The sequence below is a fragment of the Streptomyces katrae genome, assembly GCF_000717655.1.
In the GTDB taxonomy this organism is placed as follows: Bacteria; Actinomycetota; Actinomycetes; order Streptomycetales; family Streptomycetaceae; genus Streptomyces; species Streptomyces katrae_B.
In genome coordinates this window covers 297,316-320,675 of record NZ_JNZY01000002.1, presented here as the reverse complement: position 1 = coordinate 320,675, position 23,360 = coordinate 297,316, and the positions used below count along the sequence as shown (strand labels likewise).

The window sequence follows — 23,360 nt, the reverse complement described above, 5'->3', positions numbered from 1 at the left end:
CGCCCGCGGCCGGGGCCCCCGCGGACGGGGCGGCTGATCAGCGCGGGTCCTCCGCGAGGATCCGCGCCATGTTCCGCTCGGCGAGTGCGGTGATGGTGACGAACGGGTTCACCCCGAGCGAGCCCGGGATCAGGGAGCTGTCGACCACGTACAGCCCCTGGTAGCCCTTGGCGCGGCCGTAGTTGTCGGTCGCGTCGCCGAGGACGCAGCCGCCGAGCGGGTGGTACGTGAAGTTGTCGGCGAAGTTCCTGTTGTCGCCGAACAGGTCGTACCGGTAGATCGTGAAATTGGCGCGGTTGATGCGGTCGAAGAGGTTCTTGGCGGCCTGGACCGACGGGGTGTTCTGGTCGCGGCGCCAGTTGAGCCGCGCCGAGTCGGTGGCCGCGTCGTACGTGAAGTGGCCGCGCTCGGGGTTCCTGGTGATCGCGAGGTACATCGAGATCCAGTGCTCGAAGCCCATGGGCAGCGGGGCGATCTCCGCGAAGACCGGGTTGGCGGCGTTGTCCCAGTCGTCGATCCCCAGGGCGGGCATGGTGGCCTGGTTGCAGCCGACGGTGTCCCACAGGTGGTTGGCGCGGGCGGTCATGATGTTGCCGTTGGGGCCCCAGCCGAGCCCGACCTTCTCGCTGAGCGCGGGCAGCGTGCCCCGCTCGCGGGCGCGCAGCAGGATCTCGGTGGTGCCGAGGCTGCCGGCGCCGAGGAAGAGCTGTTTGCAGCCGAGCTCCCTGACCTGGGTGACCCTTCCCGTCAGATCGCTGGTCCGGACGGTGAGTACGTAACCGCCGGCCGGGTCCCGGCGTACGCCGACGACGCGTTGCATGGTCTCGATGGTGACGTTGCCGGTGCCGATCGCGGCCGCGAGGTAGGTCTTGTCGACGCTCTTCTTGCCGTGGTTGTTGCCGTAGATGACCTCGCCGGCGAGGGCGGAGCGGGTGGCGGTGCCGGCGGCCTCGCGCTGCATGTACCGGAAGTCGTACACGTTGGGCACGAAGGTGGTCCGCAGGCCGGTGTTCTGGGCGTGCTTGCGGGAGATCCGGGCGAACCGGTACCACTCCGTGGACTCGAACCAGCCCGGGTCGATGTCGTTGACCCCGAGCATCGCGCGGGCGCGCGGGTAGTACGTGCCGTACATCTCGTCGGCGTCGACCTGGGGCAGCACCTCGGAGAAGTACGAGCGCCGGGGCGTCGGGGCCATCCCGCCGTTGACGAGGGATCCGCCGCCGACGCCGCGGCCGACGTACACGGACATGTCGCCGTGGTTCACGCGGTCGAGGACGCCGGGGTAGGGGTCGATGTCGCGGTTGACGACGTCGAGCCAGAGGAACTGGGCGAGCGGGGCCTCGGTGCGGTTGCGGAACCACATGGACCGCTGGTCGGGGGCGGAGGTGGAGGGGAAGACCTTGCCGTCCGGGCCGGGGGTGTTCCAGAGCCGGCCCATCTCGAGGACGACGGTGCGTACGCCGGCCTGCCCGAGCCGGAGGGCGGCGACGGCCGAGCCGTAGCCGGAGCCCACGACGATGGCGGGGGCGTACTGCGCGGCGGCGGGCTCGGCGGCCGCGGCCGATTGCAGGCCTATGCGGGTGAAACCGAGGGCGGCGGCGGTCTGGAGGGCGCCGATGCCCAGGAAATGACGGCGCGTCAGCTGAGGTGTCATGGCCGCATCATGGGCGGAATCCGGCCGTCCACCCAGAGGCGGTGTTGACAGACTTCTGAGGAACAGTCAGATGTGGCGGAGGATCACCGCGCCCGGTCCGGGGCGGGCCGGAAGCGGCATCAGACCTGCTCGGTGGGGCGGACGAGCATCTCCGCCACCGCGACCCGCCGCGGCCGCGTGACGATGTAGACGATCGCGTCCGCGATGTCCTGCGCTTCCAGCCTTTCGATGCCCCCGAACCACCGCCCCAGCGCCTCCTGCATCTCGGGGGAATTGTGCCCGCGCAACTCGGTGTCCACCACGCCGGGCTCGACGAGGGAGACCCTTACGTGCTGCCGCGCCAGCTCCTGGCGCAGCGCCTCGCTGAACGCGACCACGCCGAACTTCGTGGCGCAGTACACGGTGGCCGTGGCCCCCGCCTGGCGGCCCGCCACGGAGGACACGTTGACGATGTCGCAGACCTGCCGGGGGCCGTCCGCCGCGGCGCTCACGAGGTGCGGCACGGCCGCGTGGGTGGTGTGCATCAGGCCGGTGAGGTTGACGTCCACCATCCGCTTCCAGTCGGCCGTGGCCGACTCGGTGGCGTACCCGAGGATCATCAGGCCCGCGTTGTTCACCAGGGTGTCCAGCCGCCCGAGCTCGTTGACCGTACGCTCCACCACGCGCGCGGCCTCGGCCTCGTCGGCGATGTCGGCGGGCAGCACCAGGGCCGAGCCGCCGCCGGCCTCGATCTGGGCGGCCAGCTCCGTGAGCCGGTCCCCGCGCCGCGCCGTGAGCGCGACGGTGGCCCCCCGCCCGGCGAGCGCCAGGGCGGCCGCCCTGCCGATCCCGCTCGAAGCCCCGGTCACCAGGGCCACCGTGCCGCGCAGCACGTCGCGTCCATCGTCCTCACCGCTCCTCGCCGCCGCGCAACCGTCGTGCACGTCCGCAGACATGCCTTCCGTGTCCGGCGGGAGATGCACGGCCGGGGCCCCGACGCGCCCTGGTCGGCGCAATCGCGGGCCGGGTCCGTCAGAGCAGCTCGCGCAGGCGGTCGGCCAGGAGGTCCCAGCGCCACTTCTCCTCGACCCAGGCGCGGCCCCGCTCGCCCATGCGGCGGCGCAGCTCCGGGTCCTGCAGCAGCGTGATCACGCGGTCCGCCGCGTCCTCGGGGACGCCGCCCCGGACCACCCAGCCCGTTTCGCCCTCCAGCACCGCGTCCGGCGCCCCGCCCGAGTCGCCCGCGACCACGGGCAGGCCCGTCGCCGAGGCCTCGAGGTAGACGATGCCGAGCCCCTCCACGTCCAGTCCGCCCCGCCGGGTCCGGCACGGCATCGCGAAGACGTCCCCGGCGCCGTAGTGGGCGGGCAGCTCGGCCCACGGGACCGCTCCCGTGAAGACCACCGAGTCCGCGACCCCGGTCGAGACGGCCAGCGCCCGCAGGTCCGCCTCGTACGGGCCCCCTCCGACCACCAGCAGCACGGCGTCCGGAACCGCGGCCAGGATCCGCGGCATCGCCTCGATCAGCGTGTCCTGCCCCTTGCGGGGAACCAGCCGCGAGACGCAGACCACCACGGGCCGGTCCGACAGCCCCAGCCTCGCCCGGATCTCCTCGCCGCCCGACCCGGGGTGGAAGGTCTTCTCGTCCACCCCCGGCGGGAGTTGCACCATCCGCGCCGCCGCCCGGTCCGCCAGCGCCGAGGCGATCCGCGAGCGCGTGTACTCGCCCAGGTACGTCAGCGTGTCCGTGCCCTCGCCGATCCGGCGCAGCAGCTGCCGCGCCGCCGGGAGCTGCGCCCAGCCCGCCTCGTGCCCGTGGGTGGTGGCCACGATCCGCTTCGCCCCGGCGCGGCGCAGCGCCGGGCCCATCAGCCCCAGCGGGGCCGCCGCCCCGAACCACACCGACTCGCAGCCGTGCTCGCGCAGCAGCCCGACCGCCCGCCGGGTCACCCGCGGGGTCGGCAGCAGCATCGTCGTACGGTCGCGCACGACCTGGAAGGGCTGCTCGGCGTCGAAGGCCGCGGTGGCCTCACGGCCCTCGGCCCCGTGCTTCCAGGTGGAGGCGTAGACGACGATCCGGTCGGGATCCAGCCGCAGCGCCATGTTGTGCAGGAAGGCCTGGATGCCGCCGGGCCGCGGCGGGAAGTCATTGGTCACGATCAGCGTCTTGTACATCGCCAGCCGACAGTACCGGACGGCCCCGCGCGGCCCCGCGCCAGCCGCGGGCCGGGCCCGGGCCCCCAGGGGGGTCGTCGAAGTCCCTCCCCCGGCTACCGCTGGGAGGTGCCCCCAGGCCGGCGGGGTCCGGCACGCGCGCTCGCCGCGTTGTCCTCGGTCGACGACGCGAACGTCGCCTCCTCCCCCTGCCTTCGGCGGGGGGACCCCGACCTCCGCCTTGCGCTCACACGCACCAGACCCCGCCGGCCCCGCCCTCACGGGCGGGGCGGACGACGACGTTACTTCGACGACACCCCCCGGGGCGCGTCCAGCTCCTGGCGCAAGCCCGCCTGCCAGGCCTGCGTCAGGCCGGGCGGATCGCCCCCGATCGTTTCCTCCAGGGCCGTCGCCAGGGGCTGGCGGCCCGCCCGTTCGTAGAGGCGGACCAGTGCGGCGTCGCCCCACTTGGCCGCGATCAGGCGGCAGGCCAGCCATGCGCCCTCGTACGCGCGGGCCAGTGCCTCCGGGTCGGCGCCGAAGGCGAACGCCTCGTCGGCGGGGAGCGCGGCCGGCAGCTCGCCGCGGCGGACCGCCCGGGTCAGGGCCGGCGCGGCCTGCTGCGGGGTGGTGGTGCCGCCGCGGTACGCAGCCCAGTCCGCGAAGCCCTCCGAGAGCCACAGCGGGGTCCTGGCGGTGGTCGCGGCGCGGGTGGCCACGTGGCTGACCTCGTGGGTCAGGACGACCCCGCGGCCCGCCGCGCTGAGCTCCGCCCAGCCCTGCGGGTTGACGAAGACCCGGTCGGCGGGAGCCGCGGCGGCGCCCACCCGGCCCGTCGTGACGGCCCCCATGCCCCGGTACTCGGCGGCCGGCCGCCCCAGCAGCTCCGCCATCCGCTCCAGGGAGCCGGGCACCAGCACGACGACGCGGCCCGCCCACGGCCCGGGCCAGGCGGCGCTCACCGCGGGCACCGCCCGGTCCGCCTCCGCCCCGATCTCGGCCAGGGTCTGCGCGGACTGGCCGACGCCGAGGACCAGCGCGTGCGCGCCCCGGAGCACCTCCACCGGGCCCTGGTCCCACAGCTGGGGCGGGGCGCCCGGCGCGGCCCGGTCCCCGGTGACCCGCCACCGTCCGCCGTCCCGGCTCAGCCGCACCTCGCGCGCCGACCCGGCCGGGGCGAAGTCGTAGCCGGTGAGCCGGTAGTGCAGTTCCGCCCGGGCGGTGGCCTGCGCGCCGTCCCGCCGGACCGCGGAGACCTCGTACGCCCATCCCTCCAGCGGGATCCCGGCGAGCTGCGCGGGCGGTGTCCGCGACCAGGCGGCGACGGCCTCCCGGACGTCCTGCTCGGCGGCGTCCCGTACCGCGGGCGTCCCGCACCCCGCGAGCAGCACGCTCAGCAGGAGCGGCAGCGCGCGTACGAGGAGCCGACGGACCGGGGACATCCGACGATCGTACGCACGGCCTGCGTCAGGGGCGGGTCAGGGAGGTCAGGGACGGGTCACCGAGGACACCGGCATCATCCCGACCGGGTCGTACCGCACCCGGGCCCCCGGGTACGGGGCGTGCACGACCTGCCCGTTCCCGACGTACATGCCGACGTGGCTGGCGTCCGAGCGGTACGTGACCAGGTCGCCGGGCTGCGCCTGCGAGAGCGGGACCTGGCGGCCCGCGTACCGCTGGGCCTGCGAGGTGCGCGGCAGCGCGACGCCCGCCTGCCGGTACGACCACACCATCAGCCCGGAGCAGTCGAACCCGGAGGGCCCGGTGGAGCCCCAGACGTACGGGCGGCCGACCGCGGCCCGGGCCGCCATCACGGCGGTCGCGGCGCGCCCCGACGAGGGGCCGAGCGAGTTCGGCTCGGGCAGCCCCTCGGGGCGCCCGCCCGCGCGCGAGGCCCGCTCGAAGTCGGCCCGCTCCTGCGAGGGCATCGCGTTGAGGAGCCGGCGGGCCGCCGCGAGCTTGGCGGTGACGGCGCGCTTCTGACGGGCCACGTCGGCGCGTACGGCGTCGAGTTCGGCGAGCTTCAGCGAGGCCTCGTGGCGCTGCTGGCCCAGCCGGCGCTGTTCCTTGAGCAGTTCGTCGAGCTGCCGGGTCTGCCGGTCGGTCAGCCGGTCGAGCTGGGAGGCCTTGTCGAGGTACTCGTCCGGGTCCTCGGAGAGCATCAGCTCGACGGCGGGGTCGATGCCGCCGGAGCGGTACTGGGCTCCGGCGAAGGTGCCGAGGACACCGCGCATGGTGTTGATGCGGTCCTGGCCGCGGGCCAGTGCGTCCTGGGCCCGGTCGATGTCGGTGCGCAGCCGGTCGGCCCGCTCGCCCGCCTTGTTGTAGCGCTCGGTGGCCTGTTCGGCCTCCTCGAAGAGCCGGTCGACCTGGGCGCGGGCGCCGGTCGGGGGCTCCTGCGGCTGCACGGGGGCCGCGCTGGCCGCCCCCGCCATGGCTGCCGCGGCGGTGGCCGCGGCGGCGGTGAGGACGGCGACCTTGGTGTTCCGGTCGAGACTGCCGAGCCCGGGCCGGCGATGGGACGCCACGAGGAACCGCTCCCTTCCGCTGCGCGGGACCGGGTCCGCCCCCCGTGGACGGCCGTGTGCCGGGCTCCGCGCTGGCAGACAGTAGCCGTGCGGCCACACACCGGCCAACGACCGCCGGAGGGCACATACCGTGACGCCCCGCCGGAGACGCAGGTCACCGGCGGGGCGTGAGGTCACAGCGGGCCCGCGGAATTCGCCCGGATGGGCGGTGTACGGCGCGTCCCGTAGCGGGCGTCAGCCGATGCGCACGCCGAACTGGAAGGGCATGTTGTTGATGGACTCGTACTTGACGCCGCCGCGCGGGTTGGAGGCGTGCAGGACCATGCCGTTGCCCGCGTACAGACCGACGTGGTGCAGGTCCGAGTAGAAGAGCACCAGGTCGCCGGGCTGGAGCTGGCTCTTGCCGATGCGCGTGCCGTCGTTGGCCTGGGTGTAGGTGGTGCGCGTGATGCTGACGCCGGCCTGCTTGTAGGCCCACTGGGTCAGCCCCGAGCAGTCGAAGGCGCTCGGGCCGGTCGCGCCGGAGACGTACGCGCTGCCCAGCTTGGTCTTGGCGGCTGCGAGGGCGGCGCCGGCGCGGCCCGAGGCCTTGACGTTCCCGAGGTCGGCGCGGTCGCTGTCGCTGCGGCTGGCGCGGGTGTCCTCGTCCTTGAGGGCCGCGCGCTCCTGCGCGGTCAGGGTGTTGAGGAGGGCCTGGGCCTCGGCGAGCTTGTCCTGCGAGGCCTTCTTCTTCTCGCCGAGCTCCTTGCGGGTGGCGTCGAGGTCCGCGAGCTTGCCGGAGGCCTCCTGGCGCTGCTGCGCGAGGGCGCGCTGCTTGGCCTGGATCTTCTGGACCGCTTCGACCTGCTTGCCGCTCAACTGCTCCAGGGTGGAGGCCTTGTCGAGGTAGGTCTCGGGGTCGCCGGAGAGGAAGAGGGCGACGGACTGGTCCATGCCGCCGGTGCGGTACTGGGCGCTGGCCATCGAACCCAGCGTCGTGCGCAGCTGGTTGAGCTCGTCCTGGCCGCGGGCGACCTGGTCCTGGAGCTGGCCTATCTCCTTCTCGAGCTTCTCCTGGCGCTCCTTGGCCCCGTTGAACTTCTCGGTGGCCTGCTCCGCCTCTTCGTAGAGGGCGTCGACCTTGGCCTTGACCTCGTCCTTGCTCGGCTGGGCCGGAGCGGCGGAGGCGCCGTGTGCGGAGAGTGCGACGGCCGCGGCGGCCGTGGCGGTGAGCACGGTCACACGAGTGCGGGTCGGCTGCTTGGGTCGACGGTGGGACGCCACGAAGGCGAGCTCCTTCTTCCTAGAGCCGCCGAAGGAACGCAACTCGGCGACACCCCCGCCGTCACTCCGAATGAGTGATCTACCGCACGAAGGTTTGAGCAGACCCTAGTGACCCCGCTGTGATCAGTTCAAATCCTGTCGGGAAAAAAATCGCTTGCCGACCAGGTTCTTTACCTACAGCCCACGCTCTGTGCAGGGCACCTGACGGTACGTTCTCTCGCGGCCATGCCAAATCGGGCATTCCGTCGAGGAGTTACGAAACGCGCGAAAGCCGCTTCAGCAACAAAGCGGACGCCACCGGCCGGGCTCCGGCCTTCGCCACGCCGTCGGCCACCTCGCGGTCCGTGGAGACCACGACCACCGGCCGGCCGGGGGGCTCCGCGCGCACCAGCTGGCGGATCAGCTCGTCCGCCGTGACACCGGGCTTGGAGAACAGCACCCGTACCCCGCGCGGGGGCGCGAGCAGCACCGGGGCCGCCAGTTCCGCTCCGTCGAAGACACAGGTCATCTCCGCGCCGGTCTGCGCGGCCAGCATCGACAGCCCGCCCAGCAGCCGCAGCCGCTGCTTCTCCAGCGGCATCGTCGGATAGCCGGTCTTGGTCACGTTGTAGCCGTCGACCACCAGATGGGCCTGGGGCAGCGCCAACAACTGGTCCAGCAGCGCCGGATCCGTCTCCGACAGGGCCCGCGCCGCGATGTCCTTCGGGGTCATCCGGCCCGGCTCCACCGCGTCCACGGTGTCGGCCGGCCGCGTCGAGACCGGCGGCAGCGCCAGCTCGCGGCGCAACCCCTGCGCCGCGTCCAGGACGGTGTCCAGCAGCAGCCGCAGCCGCATGTCCTCGACGCTGCGGCCCTCACGGGTGGCCCGGCGCGAGGTCTCCAGCGAAGCCTCGACCTCCGCGAGGCGGGCCCTGAGCCGCCGGGTCTCGCTCTCGGCGGCGGCCACGTGCGCGGCCGCCTCGCCCCGGATCCCGTCGATCTCGGCGGTGACCTTGCGCAGGGCCGCCTCGCCGCGCTTCACATCGCTCTGGGCGCTGCGCAGCTTGCGCTGAAGCGATTCCGCTTCCTTGCGCGCCGCGTCCAGCTCGGCCCGCACCTGCTCGCCGCCGAGGCGCTGCAGGTCCCGTGCCTGAGCCAGTTCCTCGCGCAGCCGCTCCAGTTCGCGCCGGGTCTCCTCGCCGACGCGCTCGGCGTCGGCGCGCTGCGCCTCCTCGCCCGCGGAGGCCACCAGCTTCACCCAGCCGACCGGCCGCAGCACGTACGCGGCGGCCGCCACGTCCAGCGGGTCCGCGGCGGCAGGCGGCGCACCGGACTCCAGCGCACCGGCCAGCTCGGCCTGCGCCTCGCGCAGCTTCTCGGCGACGCGGCCCCGGAAGACGGCGTCCGTCTCCACGGCCGCGGCCATGGCGTTGCCCGCGAACTTGGCGCGCCGGCTCGGGGTGAACCGGGCGTACTGGCGCAGCTGCGCCGGGAGGTCCGCGACCGTCAGTCCGCCGAAGGCGTCCGAGACGAGCGCGACGACCCGGCGCCGCACGCCTTCCGGCAGCGGGCGGTCGAGCACCTCCGCGGCGTCGCCGGCCGCGTCGGCCGGCTCAGCGCCGCTTGCTGGCTCCACAATCCGTCACCCCTACCGTGATCTACCTGTGGGCCCGGCTCCGTCAGGAGTCCGTGCCCGGCCTGTCCACGAGCTCGATCTGATCCACCGCGTTGCACCACCGGCAGCGGACCGACTCGATGGTCTCATTGACCACCTCGCGCTCCTCGACCTTGGGCTCCCCGGCAAGATCCAGGTGGACGTACTCCACGACCTTCGACGAACGAGTGACGTCGAAACGCGTGAGATTGCCGCACAACGTGCAGCGCCACCGGGTGGTGTCGGTCGGCAGGGGAACCGTCATCAGGCCGCTCTCTCCTTCGTAGCTGATTCAATTAAAGCCGCCGTCTGCGTCAATCGGCGGACCGCAGCACGTAACCCTACGGCCTGCCGGTGCTCCGGGTGGGTCCGCTTGGGTCATGCTCAATCGCATGATCGTAAGGTGGCAGGCCCTCCGGGAGGGCGTCCGGGACGCCGTCCGGGGCCCGGTGGTCGTCCACGCGCTGATCGCCGGCTGCTGCGCGGTGTTCCTGCTCGGCCCGGCCTCGGGACTGAACCCCGCGTACGGGACGGGCGAGCGGTTACTGGAGGCGGGCACCGCCTACTTCCGGCGCTGGGGGGTGGTCCCGGACGAACTGTTCACCGGGTCGGGGCGGGCGCTGCTGACCCCGCTCACCGCGCTGTTCGTGCACGGCAGCTGGCTGCACCTGCTCGGCAACATGCTCTTCCTCTACGTCTTCGGCGTGATGACGCAGGAGCGGATGGGCCGACCGGAATTCCTGTCCTTCTACGTCTGTACGGGTTACCTCGCCCTGGCGGCCTACGCGGCGGCCAACGCCTCCTCGGCCCAGACCCTGGTCGGCGCGTCGGGTGCGATCTCGGCGGTGCTCGGCGCCTTCCTGTGCCTGTTCCCCCGGGCGAGGGTGACGAGCCTGTTCCCGTTCCTCCTCTTCCTGCCGCTGCGCTTCCCGGCCTGGATCGTCCTGCTGTTCTGGTTCGGCCTCCAGTGGCTGGCGGCGCACCGTGCCGGGAGCGGCCCGGGGGTGGCGTACCTGGCTCATGTGGTGGGCTTCTCGCTCGGCTTCGTCTACGCGTGGGTGCGGTATCGGCGTACGACTAGAGTGAGGAGACCAGCGACGGCCACCGAGGGAGACAGCCAGCCGTGATCACCGCGATCGTGCTCATCAAGACCAGCGTGGACCGCATCCCCGAGATCGCCGAGTCGATCGCCGCACTGGACAACGTCAGCGAGGTCTACTCCGTGACGGGGACGTACGACCTGATCGCACTGGTCCGCGTGGCCCGCCACGAGAACCTGGCGGACATCATCCCGGGCCGCATCAGCAAGATCCCGGGCGTGGAGGCGACGGACACCCACGTGGCGTTCCGCACGTACTCCCAGCACGACTTGGAAGCGGCGTTCGCGATCGGCCTGGACGCGTAGCGTCCGACCGCGGACTGACGGGCTCCGCCCGGCCGGGCCGGGCCGGGCCGGGCACATCACAGTCCGTGATCCGTGCGGTGTCACACCGCCGGGACGCAGCGGCCTTCTTCCGTGCGGTACTGCCACTTGGCTCCGTCGGCGACGAGTTCCTTGACCGCGCGGACGAAGCGGTCGACGTGCTCGTCGGGGGTGCCCGCACCGAAGCTGACGCGGATCGCGTTCAGCGAGCGCTCGCCCGGGGCCACCTCGGGGGCTCCGCATTCGCCCTGGGCCTGCGGCTCGCTGCCCAGCAGGGTACGGACCAGCGGGTGGGCGCAGAACAGGCCGTCGCGGACGCCGATCCCGTACTCCGCCGACAGCGCGGCCGCGAAGTGCGAGCTGTTCCAGCCGTCCACGACGAAGGAGATGACGCCGACCCGCGGGGCGTCGTCCCCGAAGAGGGAGAGGATCCGGACGGCGGGAACCTCCGCCAGGCCGGCCCGGACCTTGGCGATCAGGTGGCGCTCGCGGGCGACGAGGCTGTCGAAGCCCGCCTCGGTCAGGGCCTTGCAGGCGGAGGCGATCGAGTACACGCCGATCACGTTCGGGGAGCCGGCCTCGTGGCGGGCGGCCGTGGTGTGCCACTCGACGTCGACGCCGCCGTCCGCGCGGCGGGCGACCTTCCGGGAGGCGCCGCCGCCGGCCAGGTACGGCTCCGCCTGCTGCAGCCAGTCCGCGCGGCCGGCCAGTACGCCCGAGCCGAACGGCGCGTACAGCTTGTGCCCGGAGAAGGCCACCCAGTCCACGTCCAACTCCTGCACGGAGACGGGGTGGTGCGGGGCCAACTGGGCGGCGTCCAGGACGATCCGCGCACCGTGGGCGTGCGCCGCGGCGGCGAGTTCCTTCACCGGCCACAGCTCACCGGTGACGTTGGAGGCGCCGGTGACGCAGACCAGCGCCGGACCGCAGGGGTCATGGTCGGCCAGCGCCCGTACGAGGGTCTCGACGGCCTGGGCCGGGGTCCGGGGCGCGTTGAGGTACGTGACCTGCGCGTCGCCCCACGGCAGCAGCGAGGCGTGGTGCTCGGTCTCGAACACGAAGACCTGGCAGCCGGCCGGGAGCACGGCGGCCAGCAGGTTCAGCGAGTCGGTGGTGGACCGGGTGAAGACGACCTGGTCGGCGGGGCGGCAGTCGAGGAACTCGGCGACCGTGGCGCGGCTCTGCTCGAAGAGGTCGGTGGAGAGCTGGGAGAGGTAGCCGGCGCCGCGGTGCACGCTGCCGTAGTAGGGGGCGTACGCGGCGACGTCGTCCCAGACCCGCTGCAGGGCGGGGGCGCTGGCCGCGTAGTCGAGGGCTGCGTAGGTGACCTCGCCGCCGGTGACGAGCGGGACGGTGACGTCCCGGCCGAGGACCGGCAGCGGCTCGGCACAGGCGGGGTCGGCAGGAGCGGCAACGGCGGCGGTGGCGACGGCGTTCGGGTACGTGGACATGGCGGTATCTCCCGGCGGGACAGGCTGAATGGCTTCGGACGGCCCGTACGCGGGTGCACGGATGCGCGGACGCGCATCCGGCTGTGGGGTACGGGAGTTGCCTCGACGCACGGACGGCTGGGTGCCGCGCGGAGGGTGAAGAAGGGGCGGAGTCGCCCTATCGCATTCGCTTGCTCACGGAAAAACTCCTCGAGGGACCAGGACCCCTGGTGTCGAGGGATCCGCGCTTGCCGTGGGCCTTTCTGCCTACGGCCTGGTCATCACCCGGGGCACCCCGCCACGGAAGGAGGGTTGCCGGACAGCAAGCCGGGGCCTAAACGCTGTCACTCGTGACCTGGTCAGCATCCTGCCACAAGATCCCTCACGCGCAAGACCCCGGTCCGCATCGTGGACCGGGGTCATCGCTTTCACGCCTTTCCGGCGCGGTCGGGCGGCTACGCGTTGCTGGCCCGGACCCAGCGCTCCAGGGCGGCCCGCGCCGCCCCCGAGTCGATCGACTCGGCCGCGCGGGTGATCCCGGCCGCGATCTGCTCCTCCAGGCTGCCGGTGCCCGGGTCCAGCGCCACCAGGGCGGCGGCCGAGTTCAGCAGGACGGCGTCGCGGACCGGGCCGGTCTCGCCGGCCAGCAGGCGGCGGGCCACGTCCGCGTTGTACGAGGGGTCCCCGCCGGCCAGGGCGGAGACGTCGACCAGGGAGATGCCCACGTCACGCGGGTCGAGGGTCTGCTCGGTGACCTTGCCGTCGCGGACCCACCAGATCCGCGAGGTCGACGCCGTGGTCAGTTCGTCCAGGCCGTCGTCGCCGCGGAAGACCAGCGCGGAGGAGCCCCGCTCGGCGAGGACGCCCGCGACGATCGGGGCCATCCGGGCGTCGGCCACGCCGGAGGCCTGGGCCCGGACCCGGGCCGGGTTGGTCAGCGGGCCGAGGATGTTGAAGGTGGTGCGGATGCCGAGTTCCCTGCGGGCCGCCGCGACGTGCCGCAGCGCCGGGTGGAACTTCACCGCGAAGCAGAAGGTGATGCCGGCCTCGGCGGCGACCTCGACGACCCGCGCCGTGCTGAGGTCGAGGTTGACGCCGAGCTTCTCCAGGACGTCGGAGGAGCCGCTCGCGGAGGACGCTGCCCGGTTTCCGTGCTTGACGACCTTGGCGCCCGTACCGGCCACCACGATCGACGACATCGTCGAGATGTTCACCGTCTTGGCCCCGTCGCCGCCGGTGCCGACGATGTCCACCGTCCGGCCCGGCACCTCGATCAGGTTGGCGTGCCCGTACATGGACCGCACGAGGCCGTTGATCTCCGCGACGGTCTCCCCCTTGGCCCGCAGCGCCACCACGAAGCCGGCGATCTGGGCGTCGGTGGCCTCCCCGCGCATGATCCGGTCCATGGCCCAGGCGGTCTCCTCGGCGCGCAGGTCCTGGCCGCTCAGCAGGGCGTCGAGGAGACCCGGCCAGCCACGGGCCGCCACGCTGTCGCCGCCTGCCGGGGTCACAACGTTCATGGTCCGCTCCTGCTTTCGGTCGGCCACCCGATGTCGGGGCCCACGTGAATGGGAAGGGCTCCAGCCTATCCAGCCCCGGGGACGGCAAAGAGCCCCGTCCGGACACTGGACGGGGCTCTCGCCGTGGCGACACCAGGACTGACCGAAATCAGCCCCTCAAGCGGGATCAGTGATGGCCGTGGCCGCTCTGGATCTCCTTGTACTCCTCCACCGTGGGCTTCGGAATCTGGTTGTTCTCGGCGTAGAAGCCCTTGCTGAGCTTCGCGCGGAGCTTCTCCATGCGGCCGACCTTGCGCTCGACACCGTTCTCGTCGACCGTCGGGCCGATCTCGATCGGCTTGTACTGCTCGTGCGCGGTGAGCGTGTGCAGCTTGCCCTGCGACAGCGGCTCGTGGACCTCGACGAACTCACCGTGCGGCAGGCGCTTGATGATGCCGGTCTCGCGACCGTGCAGCACCTTGTCGTGGTCCCGGCGCTGCAGGCCGAGGCAGATGCGCTTGGTGACGATGAACGCGAGGACCGGGACGGCGAAGAAGCCGATCCGGACGAACCACGTGATGTTGTTGATCGAGAGGTGGAAGTACTGCGCGAACATGTCGTTTCCACCGCCGATCAGCAGCACGATGTACTCCGCGATCCAGGCGACACCGAAGGCCGTACGGGTCGGGACGTTGCGCGGACGGTCCAGGATGTGGTGCTCGCGCTTGTCCCCGGTGACCCAGGACTCGATGAACGGCCAGACGGCGATCGCGCCCAGCACCAGCGGGAAGAGCAGCAGCGGGATGAACACGCCCAGGACGAGCGTGTGGCCCCACAGGTTGATCTCCCAGCCCGGCATGGCTCGGATCAGGCCTTCCGGCATACCCATGTACCAGTCGGGCTGCGCACCGGTGGACACGTGGTCCGGGCGGTACGGGCCGAGCGCCCAGATCGGGTTGATCGAGGCGATCGCCGCGATGGCCGCGATGACACCGAAGACCAGGAAGAAGAAGCCTCCGGCCTTGGCCATGTAGACCGGCAGCAGCGGCATGCCGACGACGTTGTTGTTCGTCTTGCCGGGACCCGCGAACTGGGTGTGCTTGTGGTAGAAGACCAGGATCAGGTGGGCCACCAGCAGGCCCATCATGATGCCGGGCAGCAGCAGGATGTGGATCGAGTAGAACCGTGCGACGAAGTCGCCGCCGGGGAACTCGCCGCCGAAGAGGAAGAACGAGAGGTACGTGCCGACGATCGGCACGGACAGGATCGCGCCCTCCATGAAGCGGACACCGGTGCCCGAGAGCAGGTCGTCCGGCAGGGAGTAACCGGTGAAACCGGTGAACATGCCGAGGACCAGCAGCAGGAAGCCGAAGATCCAGTTGACCTCGCGCGGCTTGCGGAACGCGCCGGTGAAGAAGACGCGCATCATGTGCACGACCATGCCCGCGACGAAGATCAGGGCCGCCCAGTGGTGGATCTGCCGGATGAGCAGACCACCGCGGACGTCGAAGCTGATGTCCAGCGTCGAGGCGAAGGCCTCGGACATCAGGACGCCCTGCATCGGCACGTACGAGCCGTGGTACACGACCTCGTTCATGCTCGGGTGGAAGAACAGCGTCAGGTACACACCCGTGAGGATGATGATGATGAAGCTGTAGAGGCAGATCTCACCCAGCATGAAGGACCAGTGGTCCGGGAAGATCTTGCGCATGTTGGACTTGGCCAGGCTGTAGATGCCCAGGCGGCCGTCCGCCCAGTCGGCTACCCGCTCGCCGGCCGGCGCTTTGCGCTTCGAATCAGTGGCAGTGCTCATCCGCGCTCCCAGAATGCAGGACCGACGGGCTCTTCGAAGTCGCCGAGCGCCTCGAGGAAGCCTTCGCCGTTCACGCCGATCCGCAGCTGCGGAAGCGCGTGGCCGGCCGGGCCGAAGATGACACGGGCGCCGTCGGAGAGGTCGAAAGTGGACTGGTGGCACGGGCAGAGCACGTGGTGCGTCTGCTGCTCGTACAGGCTGATCGGGCAGCCGACGTGGGTGCAGATCTTCGAGTAGGCCACGATGCCCTCGTGGGACCACTCGAGTTCCTGCTTGTCCTTGATGTCCTCCGGCTTGATCCGGACGATCATCACGGCAGCCTTGGCGATCTGCGTCTGGAAGTCGTGCTGCTCCTCCTCCAGGCCCTCGGGCACGACGAAGGTCAGCGAACCGACCTGGACGTCCTCGGGACGCAGCGGCTCCATCGTGTTCTGGTTGATGAGCAGCTTGCCCTTGGCCCACACGGTCTTGCGCAGCTTCTCCTCGGGCAGCGGGCCCAGGTCGCGCATGATCATGACGGCGGACAGCGGCAGCATGGCCAGCGCGCCGAGCATCGTGTTGCGGATCAGCGGGCGGCGGCCGATGGCGGACTCGTTCGCACCGTCGGCGAAGTCCGCGAGGACCTTCGCCTTGACCTCCGGCGGCGCCGCGATCTCGTGGCGCTCGTCGGCGACCTCCACGTCGGACATCAGGGTGCGGGCCCAGTGGACCGCGCCCGCGCCGATGCAGAAGAGGGCGGTGCCCAGGGTCAGACCGAGGGCGAAGTTGAGCCCGCTCACCTTCCCGATGGGGAAGATGTAGACGATCTTGTCGACCGGGATGGTCACGTACGAGGCGATGAAGCCGACCGTGGCCAGCATCGACAGCGTGAACAGCATCGCCACGGTGCGCTCGGAGCGCTTCGCGGCCCGCTCGTCGATGTCCTGGATACGGGGCTTGTGGACCGGCAGGCCCGGGTCGGCGAACGGGTCGTCCGCGACTGCTACGCCACCGTGGTGCGCGTCGCCCTGCTCGCTCGGCAGGTGCTTCTCTTCGGGAATGTCTTGGCTACTCATGACTTCTTGGCCTTAGCGGTGTGGGCCGCGACCCAGACGGCGACAGCGATCAGCGCACCCAGGCCGAAGATCCAGCCGAACAGACCTTCGGAGACGGGGCCGAGGCCACCGAGCTTCAGGCCGCCAGGGCTGACCGACTTCTCGCCGTTCACGTGCTGGATGTACGCGATGATGTCCTTCTTCTCCTTCGTCGGCATGGTGCTGTCCGGGAAGGAGGGCATGTTCTGCGGGCCGGTGAGCATGGCCTCGTAGATGTGCTTCGGCTCGACGCCCTCGAGGTTGGGGGCGTACTTGCCGTTCGTCAGTGCGCCGCCTTCACCGGTGAAGTTGTGGCACTGCGCGCAGTTGTTGCGGAACAGCTCACCACCCCTGGCGATGTCGGCGCCCGCCGGGTCGTACTGCTTCTCGGTCGGCACGATCGGGCCGGCGCCGAGGGAGGCGATGTACGCGGCCAGCTGGTCGATCTGCGGCTGGGTGTAGATGACCGGCTTCTTCGGCACCTGGACGCCAGGCTGCTGGGCGGGCATGCGGCCCGTGCTCACCTGGAAGTCGACGGCCGCGGAGCCGACGCCGACCAGGCTGGGGCCGTCAGTGGAACCCTGACCGCCGGTTCCGTGGCAGCTTGCGCAGCCCACGGCGTAGAGCTTCTTGCCCTCCTCGATGGCGAGGGACTGGGCGGTTTCATCGGCCTGCGCCTTGCCCGCGGGAGCAAAGGCGGCGTACAGCCCCCCAGTGGCCGCCAGCGCGAGGAGTAGAACGACGACCGCCGCCAGCGGATGGCGTCGTCGTGCGGAGAGCTTTTTCACGGATTACCCCGGTGTCAGGATCTTCTGCGTCGGTGTTTCTGGATAGAGTGCCGGGTCTTGCCCGGTGACGTGTTCGCTACTTGATCAGGTAGATCGTCGCGAAGAGGCCGATCCAGACGACATCGACGAAGTGCCAGTAGTAGGACACGACGATGGCCGACGTGGCCTGTTCGTGGGTGAACCTCTTGGCCGCGTACGTCCGGCCGAGGACCAGCAGGAAGGCGATGAGACCGCCCGTCACGTGCAGACCGTGGAACCCGGTGGTCAGGTAGAACACCGAGCCGTACGGACCGGACGAGAGGCTCATGCCCTCGTGCTTGACCAGCTCGGTGTACTCGAACACCTGGCCGCCAATGAAGATCGCACCCATGACGAACGTGATCATGAACCACGACCGGAGCTTCTTCACGTCACCGCGCTCTGCGGCGAATACGCCGAGCTGGCAGGTGAGGGAGGAAAGCACCAGGATCGTCGTGTTCGTCGCCGAGAAGGGCAGATTCAAGGCCGAAGCCTGCTCTGTCCAGTACTCGGGACCTGTCACGGATCGCAGGGTGAAGTACATCGCGAAGAGGGCCGCGAAGAACATCAGCTCGGAACTCAACCAGATGATGGTTCCGACGCTGACGAGGTTCGGCCGGTTGACCGTCGGGTGCGCGTGCCCGGTATCTACTGTCGTTGCTGTCGCCACGACCGACATTATGTCGGTCGCTTATCCCGCCCTCACCCCGGGGGGTGCCGTTCGGAGTGTCAGGGGCGTGTGCAAGGCCCGAACGGCCCATCAGATCGGCCCGGGGCGTTCGCCGGCGAGGCTGTCCGAACCGATGTTGACACCGGGTCGGACGGAGTAGCATCCCGCGCAACATCAACGTTATTCACGGCACCGTGGAGGAACGAAATGCGGTCGACTGCACGGGTTCTGGTCTACAGCGACGACGCGAGCACCCGGGAGCAGGTGCGGCTGGCGGCCGGACGCAGGCCGGCCGCGGACCTGCCGCCGGTCGAGTTCGTGGAATGCGCCACCCTCCCGGCCGTCCTGAGCGAGCTGGACGCGGGCGGGATCGACGTCTGCGTGCTGGACGGCGAGGCGGTTCCGGCCGGGGGCATGGGCGTGTGCCGGCAGATCAAGGACGAGATCTTCCGGTGCCCGCCGGTACTGCTGCTGATGGGGCGTCCGCAGGACGCCTGGCTGGCCACCTGGAGCCGCGCCGACGCCGCGGTGACCCTCCCGGTCGACCCGGTGGAGTTCGCGGACGCCCTGGCGGGCCTCCTCCGCCCCCGCCTGGCCGCCAACTCCGCCTGAGCCGCCCCTTGCCCGTACGGCACGGCCGGCTGAGCCGAAGGGGCCGCGTCGGCGAAGGAGGGCGAGCGCCCGGAGGAATGCGTGAGGCACGAGCGGATTCCGAGGACGCACGCCCTCCTGGAGCCGGCAAAGGCGGCCCCGGAGGCGAAGCCGACCTGAACAGTGGGCCGGCTGAGCCGAAGGGGCCGCGTCGGCGAAGGAGGGCGAGCGCCCGGAGGAATGCGTGAGGCACGAGCGGATTCCGAGGACGCACGCCCTCCCTGGAGCCGGCAAGGCGGCCCCGGAGGCGAAGCCGGCCTAAACAGTGGGTCGCAGGCGGGCCTGGTCGATCGGGCTGCGCCCTTCCTGGGTGCCCTTGAGGAGGGCGCTGCCCTCGCGCCACTCCTTCCAGTCCAGGTTCCAGTCGCCGAAGCCGTTGCCGAACGGCTCCATGTCGTCGCCGATGCTGTTGATCACCCGGACGATGTCGCCCTCGGTGATGTTCTCGTAGAACCAGGCGGCGTTGCCCGTGCTCATGCCGGTGCAGCCGTGGCTGACGTTCTCGTAGCCCTGCGAGCCCACGGACCACGGCGCGGCGTGCACGTATTCACCACTCCAGGTGACGCGGGTCGCGTAGTAGACCGGCAGGTTGTAGTACTCGCTGCCGCCGATGCCGACGGTGTCGCCGCGCATCTGGACGAAGTACTGCTTGCCGAGCACCACCTTGACCCCGTTGCGGGTGGAGAAGCCGGGCTTTCCGGTGGTCACCGGAATGGTGTTGATCACTTCTCCGTTGCGCTCGAACGTGAGGTAGTGCGAGGACGCGTCGGTGATGACCTCGACCCGGTCCCCGATCTCCAGGTTCAGCGGCTTGGTGGCGGCCCCGTGGAACTCGTCGGAGATCTTGATGCCCTCCAGATTGCTCCGTACGGAGACGGTGGAGTGGGCGGGCCAGTACTCCTTCGGGCGGAAGTGCAGGTGCTTGTCGTCCACCCAGTGCCAGGCGCCCTCGACCCCCGGCGGCGTGTCGACGACCAGGCCCCGCTCCACGATCGCGCGGGCGGCCTTGTCCGCGATGGGCTCGTTGAGTTCGGCCGTGATGGGCTGTCCGACGCCGTACTTGCCCTCGTCCGGCCCGAATTCGACCTTCAGGACCTGCTTGGCCGGAGTCGTCTTGAACGTCAGCCTGCGCTGCCCTGGAGCCCCGCGCTCGTCCTCGGTGTTCACCAGGACCGTGTAATCCGCGCCTGCGGCCATCGGGGCGGTGCTGTGCCAGCGGTCGCCCTTGGCGCTCAGCTCGCCCGCGAGCCGGCGGCCCTGGGAGTCCACGGCGGACACGTCGGTGATCCGGCTGCCGCCGGTGCCCTTGGCGGTGATCTCCAGGGGCTTCTCGGGGTCGAGGGGGCGGCCGCCGGGCGGCTGGTTGAAGACGACCTTGTCGCCCGCGTCGTACGGGCGGGCTGACAGCGGGTTGTCTCCGGGCCCGCAGGCGGTGGCGCCGGCCCCCAGGGACGCGACCAGCACGGAGCAGCTGAGAACCGTCCAAAGACGCGGTGAGTGCTTCATGGAGCCCACGCTATGAAGGTATGACCATTACGGCGCGCGGGGTGACTGCAAACGAGGGGCCCGGACTCCTCCATTGGAGGTGTCCGGGCCCCAGGTCTTGTCTCGGTGCTGCGGTTCTACTGGTTCTGGTTCTCACCGCGGTAGTACTCGTACACCCAGCCCCACAGGCCGATCACGATGATCGGGGCCGAGAAGTACATGAGCCACCAGCCGAAGATGACGCCCATGAAGGCGAGCGCACCGCCGATGCCCAGCGAGAGCGGCTGCCAGCTGTGCGGGGAGAAGAACCCCAGCTCGCCCGCCTCGTCGGCGACGTCGGCCTCCAGGTTGTCCTGGGCCATCTCGTCCACGCGCTTGGCCGTGAAGGCCAGGTAGTAGCCGATCATGACGCTCAGGCCGAAGGCCAGGAAGAGCGCGGTGGTACCGACGGGCTCCTTCGACCACACGCCGTACACGACGGCCATGATCAGGATGAAGAAGGAGAGCCAGAGGAACATCTTGCCCTGGATCTTCACTTGCCGGCCTCCTTGCCACCGGTGACGGCCTTGGCGGCGACGCTGTGGTCCTCGAGGTGGTCGAGGGCCGCGATCTCAGGGTGGTGCAGGTCGAACGCCGGGGATTCGGAACGGATCCGCGGCAGGGTGAGGAAGTTGTGCCGCGGCGGCGGGCAGGACGTCGCCCACTCGAGCGAACGGCCGTAGCCCCACGGGTCGTCGACCTCGATCTTCTTGCCGTACTTCGCCGTCTTCCAGACGTTGTACATGAACGGCAGCATCGACATGCCCAGCAGGAACGAGCTGATCGTCGAGATCGTGTTCAGGGCGGTGAAGCCGTCGGCCGCGAGGTAGTCCGCGTAACGGCGCGGCATGCCCTCGGCACCCAGCCAGTGCTGCACCAGGAACGTGCCGTGGAAGCCGATGAACAGCGTCCAGAAGGTGATCTTGCCGAGGCGCTCGTCCAGCATCTTGCCCGTGAACTTCGGCCACCAGAAGTGGAAGCCGGCGAACATCGCGAACACCACGGTGCCGAAGACGACGTAGTGGAAGTGCGCGACGACGAAGTACGAGTCGGAGACGTGGAAGTCCATCGGGGGCGAGGCCAGGATGACGCCGGTCAGACCACCGAAGGTGAAGGTGACCAGGAAGCCGATCGTCCAGAGCATCGGGGTCTCGAAGGACAGCGAGCCCTTCCACATGGTGCCGATCCAGTTGAAGAACTTCACACCGGTCGGGACCGCGATCAGGAAGGTCATGAAGGAGAAGAACGGCAGGAGCACGCCGCCGGTGACGTACATGTGGTGGGCCCACACGGTCACCGAGAGGCCGGCGATCGCGATCGTCGCACCGATCAGACCGATGTAACCGAACATCGGCTTGCGGGAGAAGACCGGGATGATCTCGGAGACGATTCCGAAGAACGGCAGCGCGATGATGTACACCTCTGGGTGCCCGAAGAACCAGAAGAGGTGTTGCCAGAGCAATGCGCCGCCGTTGGAGGCGTCGAACACGTGCGCACCGAACTTGCGGTCGGCCTCCAGCGCGAACAGCGCGGCGGCCAGGACCGGGAAGGCGAGCAGGACCAGGACACCGGTCAGCAGCACGTTCCAGGTGAAGATCGGCATGCGGAACATCGTCATGCCGGGGGCGCGCATGCAGATGATCGTGGTGATGAAGTTGACCGAGCCGAGGATCGTGCCGAAGCCGGAGAAGGCCAGACCCATGATCCACATGTCGGCGCCGATGCCCGGCGAGCGGACCGCGTCCGACAGCGGGGAGTAGGCGAACCAGCCGAAGTCGGCGGCGCCGTTCGGCGTGACGAAGCCGGCCACCGCGATGGTCGAGCCGAAGAGGTACAGCCAGTACGCGAACATGTTCAGCCGCGGGAACGCCACGTCGGGCGCGCCGATCTGCAGCGGCATGATCCAGTTCGCGAAGCCCGCGAAGAGCGGGGTGGCGAACATCAGCAGCATGATCGTGCCATGCATGGTGAACGCCTGGTTGAACTGCTCGTTCGACATGATCTGCGTGCCCGGACGGGCCAGCTCGGCGCGCATGAAGAGCGCCAGCAGGCCGCCGATGAGGAAGAACACGAACGACGTGACCAGGTACATCGTGCCGATGGTCTTGTGGTCGGTAGTGGTCATCCACTTCACGACGACATTGCCCGGCTGCTTGCGCCGCACCGGCAGCTCGTTTTCATACGAGTCGGCGGCGGCACCCTGAGATTCGTTGAGGATGCTCACAGTTTGTTCGTCTCCGCATTCCGGGCCGGGTCAGTCTGCTTGATGCCGGCCGGGAGGAAGCCGGTCTGCCCCTTCTCGGCCAGTTCCTTGAGGTGCGCCCGGTAGGCCTCGGGCGAGACGACCTTGACGTTGAAGAGCATCCGGGAGTGGTCGACGCCGCAGAGCTCGGCGCACTTGCCCACGAAGGTGCCCTCCTGGGACGGGGTGACCTCGAAGACGTTGGTGTGGCCCGGGATGACGTCCTGCTTGAACAGGAAGGGGACCACCCAGAAGGAGTGGATGACGTCGTTCGACGACAGGATGAAGCGGACCTTCTCGCCCTTGGGCAGCCAGAGGGTCGGCCCCGGGTTGCCCGTGTCCGGGTTCCGGTCGCCGGGAACGCCCTTCTCGTAGACGCCTTCGGCGCCCGCGGGGAATTCCTTGGTGAAGCGGTCCGGAATGTTGGCGAGCTCCTTGGGAACCTCGCCCGCCTTCGGGGTCACCGCATCGCCGTCGATGTTCTCGATGTAGTTGAAGCCCCAGCTCCACTGGAAGCCGACCACGTTGATCGTGTGCGCAGGCTTCGGGGTGAGCGCGAGCAGCTTCGACTCGTCACGCGCGGTGAAGTAGAAGAGCACCGAGACGATGATGAGCGGGACCACGGTGTACAGCGCCTCGATGGGCATGTTGTACCGGGTCTGCGGGGGGACCTCCACCTTCGTCCGGCTGCGCCGGTGGAAGATGACGCTCCAGATGATCAGGCCCCAGACCAGGATGCCCGTGATGAGAGCGGCTGCCCACGACCCCTGCCACAGGGACAGGATGCGAGGCGCCTCCTCCGTGACCGGATAGGGCATTCCGAGCCGGGGGAAGTCTTGCCAGTTGTACGAGCAACCAGTGGCGGTCGCCAGGACCGCGCCCGCAGTCAGCGCCTGCAGCAGCTTCCGCCGCATCGGGCGCCGCGGCGAGCGGTCGGAGCCGTAGGGACTCACGTAGCGCCTTCCCGAGAGTCTCGGCCCGCGCGGCCGGCCGCGGCCGTATTCGGGTCGGTCGCCGG

Annotated in this window: 21 protein-coding genes and 1 riboswitch; of the genes, 3 read left to right on the top strand and 18 right to left on the bottom strand. The window is 70.4% G+C overall.

Annotation, left to right across the window (positions count from 1 at the left end):
• Positions 1-37: 37 nt before the first annotated feature.
• The 8 genes from IF09_RS0103645 to IF09_RS0103610 form a co-directional block, all read right to left on the bottom strand.
• Positions 38-1,654, bottom strand: a complete 1,617-nt coding sequence (locus tag IF09_RS0103645; RefSeq protein WP_030291815.1) for a GMC oxidoreductase — start codon at positions 1,652-1,654, stop codon at positions 38-40.
• Positions 1,655-1,773: 119 nt separating this feature from the next.
• Positions 1,774-2,589, bottom strand: coding sequence for an SDR family NAD(P)-dependent oxidoreductase (locus tag IF09_RS0103640; RefSeq protein ID WP_078613033.1), 816 nt, complete (start codon positions 2,587-2,589; stop codon positions 1,774-1,776).
• Positions 2,590-2,665: 76 nt separating this feature from the next.
• The gene (locus IF09_RS0103635; protein WP_030291811.1) at positions 2,666-3,808 is read right to left on the bottom strand and encodes a glycosyltransferase family 4 protein; all 1,143 of its coding nucleotides are present in this window, start codon (positions 3,806-3,808) and stop codon (positions 2,666-2,668) included.
• Positions 3,809-4,089: 281 nt separating this feature from the next.
• Positions 4,090-5,229: a hypothetical protein gene (locus IF09_RS0103630; protein ID WP_037633834.1), complete on the bottom strand. Its 1,140-nt coding sequence runs from the start codon at positions 5,227-5,229 to the stop codon at positions 4,090-4,092.
• Between the two features lie 45 nt (positions 5,230-5,274).
• Positions 5,275-6,315 (bottom strand): C40 family peptidase, encoded by a 1,041-nt coding sequence (locus tag IF09_RS0103625; protein ID WP_030291808.1) that lies wholly within the window; start codon positions 6,313-6,315, stop codon positions 5,275-5,277.
• Positions 6,316-6,549: 234 nt separating this feature from the next.
• Positions 6,550-7,578, bottom strand: coding sequence for a C40 family peptidase (locus IF09_RS0103620; protein WP_030291806.1), 1,029 nt, complete (start codon positions 7,576-7,578; stop codon positions 6,550-6,552).
• Positions 7,579-7,831: 253 nt separating this feature from the next.
• Positions 7,832-9,196 carry an NYN domain-containing protein gene (locus tag IF09_RS0103615; RefSeq protein ID WP_030291804.1) on the bottom strand — a complete coding sequence of 455 codons (1,365 nt, stop codon included), beginning with the start codon at positions 9,194-9,196 and terminating at the stop codon, positions 7,832-7,834.
• A 40-nt stretch (positions 9,197-9,236) separates the two neighbouring features.
• Positions 9,237-9,476 carry a hypothetical protein gene (locus IF09_RS0103610; RefSeq protein WP_030291802.1) on the bottom strand — a complete coding sequence of 80 codons (240 nt, stop codon included), beginning with the start codon at positions 9,474-9,476 and terminating at the stop codon, positions 9,237-9,239.
• Between the two features lie 115 nt (positions 9,477-9,591).
• Here IF09_RS0103610 and IF09_RS0103605 point away from each other — a divergent pair, with 115 nt between their 5' ends.
• Both IF09_RS0103605 and IF09_RS0103600 read left to right on the top strand, forming a co-directional pair.
• On the top strand, positions 9,592-10,338 hold the full coding sequence (locus tag IF09_RS0103605) for a rhomboid family intramembrane serine protease (RefSeq protein WP_030291800.1): 747 nt from the start codon (positions 9,592-9,594) through the stop codon (positions 10,336-10,338).
• On the top strand, positions 10,335-10,616 hold the full coding sequence (locus IF09_RS0103600) for an Lrp/AsnC ligand binding domain-containing protein (protein ID WP_030291798.1): 282 nt from the start codon (positions 10,335-10,337) through the stop codon (positions 10,614-10,616). Before IF09_RS0103605 ends, IF09_RS0103600 begins: the two co-directional genes overlap by 4 nt.
• A gap of 80 nt (positions 10,617-10,696) precedes the next feature.
• Here IF09_RS0103600 and IF09_RS0103595 read toward each other — a convergent pair whose 3' ends face one another.
• The 6 genes from IF09_RS0103595 to IF09_RS0103570 all read right to left on the bottom strand — a co-directional run bounded on the left by IF09_RS0103595 (position 10,697) and on the right by IF09_RS0103570 (position 17,934).
• Positions 10,697-12,085, bottom strand: a complete 1,389-nt coding sequence (locus IF09_RS0103595; protein WP_030291796.1) for an aminotransferase class V-fold PLP-dependent enzyme — start codon at positions 12,083-12,085, stop codon at positions 10,697-10,699.
• Between the two features lie 218 nt (positions 12,086-12,303).
• Positions 12,304-12,420: riboswitch (SAM riboswitch) on the bottom strand.
• A gap of 99 nt (positions 12,421-12,519) precedes the next feature.
• Positions 12,520-13,584 carry an anthranilate phosphoribosyltransferase gene (trpD, locus tag IF09_RS0103590; protein WP_030291794.1) on the bottom strand — a complete coding sequence of 355 codons (1,065 nt, stop codon included), beginning with the start codon at positions 13,582-13,584 and terminating at the stop codon, positions 12,520-12,522.
• Between the two features lie 166 nt (positions 13,585-13,750).
• Positions 13,751-15,376: a cytochrome b gene (locus IF09_RS0103585; RefSeq protein ID WP_030291792.1), complete on the bottom strand. Its 1,626-nt coding sequence runs from the start codon at positions 15,374-15,376 to the stop codon at positions 13,751-13,753.
• Entirely contained in the window at positions 15,373-16,431 is a 1,059-nt protein-coding gene (locus IF09_RS0103580) for a ubiquinol-cytochrome c reductase iron-sulfur subunit (protein WP_030291790.1), read from the bottom strand. The genes IF09_RS0103585 and IF09_RS0103580 overlap by 4 nt, the downstream gene beginning before the upstream one ends.
• Positions 16,428-17,237, bottom strand: coding sequence for a c-type cytochrome (locus IF09_RS0103575; RefSeq protein WP_030291789.1), 810 nt, complete (start codon positions 17,235-17,237; stop codon positions 16,428-16,430). The genes IF09_RS0103580 and IF09_RS0103575 overlap by 4 nt, the downstream gene beginning before the upstream one ends.
• 76 nt (positions 17,238-17,313) lie before the next feature.
• The gene (locus IF09_RS0103570) at positions 17,314-17,934 is read right to left on the bottom strand and encodes a cytochrome c oxidase subunit 3 (RefSeq protein WP_030291787.1); all 621 of its coding nucleotides are present in this window, start codon (positions 17,932-17,934) and stop codon (positions 17,314-17,316) included.
• Between the two features lie 198 nt (positions 17,935-18,132).
• On the opposite strand from IF09_RS0103570, the gene IF09_RS0103565 reads away from it, so the two are divergent.
• Entirely contained in the window at positions 18,133-18,537 is a 405-nt protein-coding gene (locus IF09_RS0103565) for a response regulator transcription factor (protein ID WP_030291785.1), read from the top strand.
• A 297-nt stretch (positions 18,538-18,834) separates the two neighbouring features.
• Here the strand turns inward: IF09_RS0103565 and IF09_RS0103560 are convergent, their stop codons facing one another.
• The 4 genes from IF09_RS0103560 to coxB form a co-directional block, all read right to left on the bottom strand.
• Positions 18,835-20,082 carry a L,D-transpeptidase gene (locus IF09_RS0103560; RefSeq protein WP_030291783.1) on the bottom strand — a complete coding sequence of 416 codons (1,248 nt, stop codon included), beginning with the start codon at positions 20,080-20,082 and terminating at the stop codon, positions 18,835-18,837.
• A gap of 116 nt (positions 20,083-20,198) precedes the next feature.
• A complete protein-coding gene (locus IF09_RS0103555) occupies positions 20,199-20,597 on the bottom strand; it encodes a cytochrome c oxidase subunit 4 (protein WP_030291781.1) in 399 nt (132 codons plus the stop codon).
• A complete protein-coding gene (ctaD, locus tag IF09_RS0103550) occupies positions 20,594-22,324 on the bottom strand; it encodes a cytochrome c oxidase subunit I (protein ID WP_030291779.1) in 1,731 nt (576 codons plus the stop codon). Before ctaD ends, IF09_RS0103555 begins: the two co-directional genes overlap by 4 nt.
• A complete protein-coding gene (gene coxB / locus IF09_RS0103545) occupies positions 22,321-23,295 on the bottom strand; it encodes a cytochrome c oxidase subunit II (protein WP_030291777.1) in 975 nt (324 codons plus the stop codon). Before coxB ends, ctaD begins: the two co-directional genes overlap by 4 nt.
• Positions 23,296-23,360 lie beyond the last annotated feature (65 nt).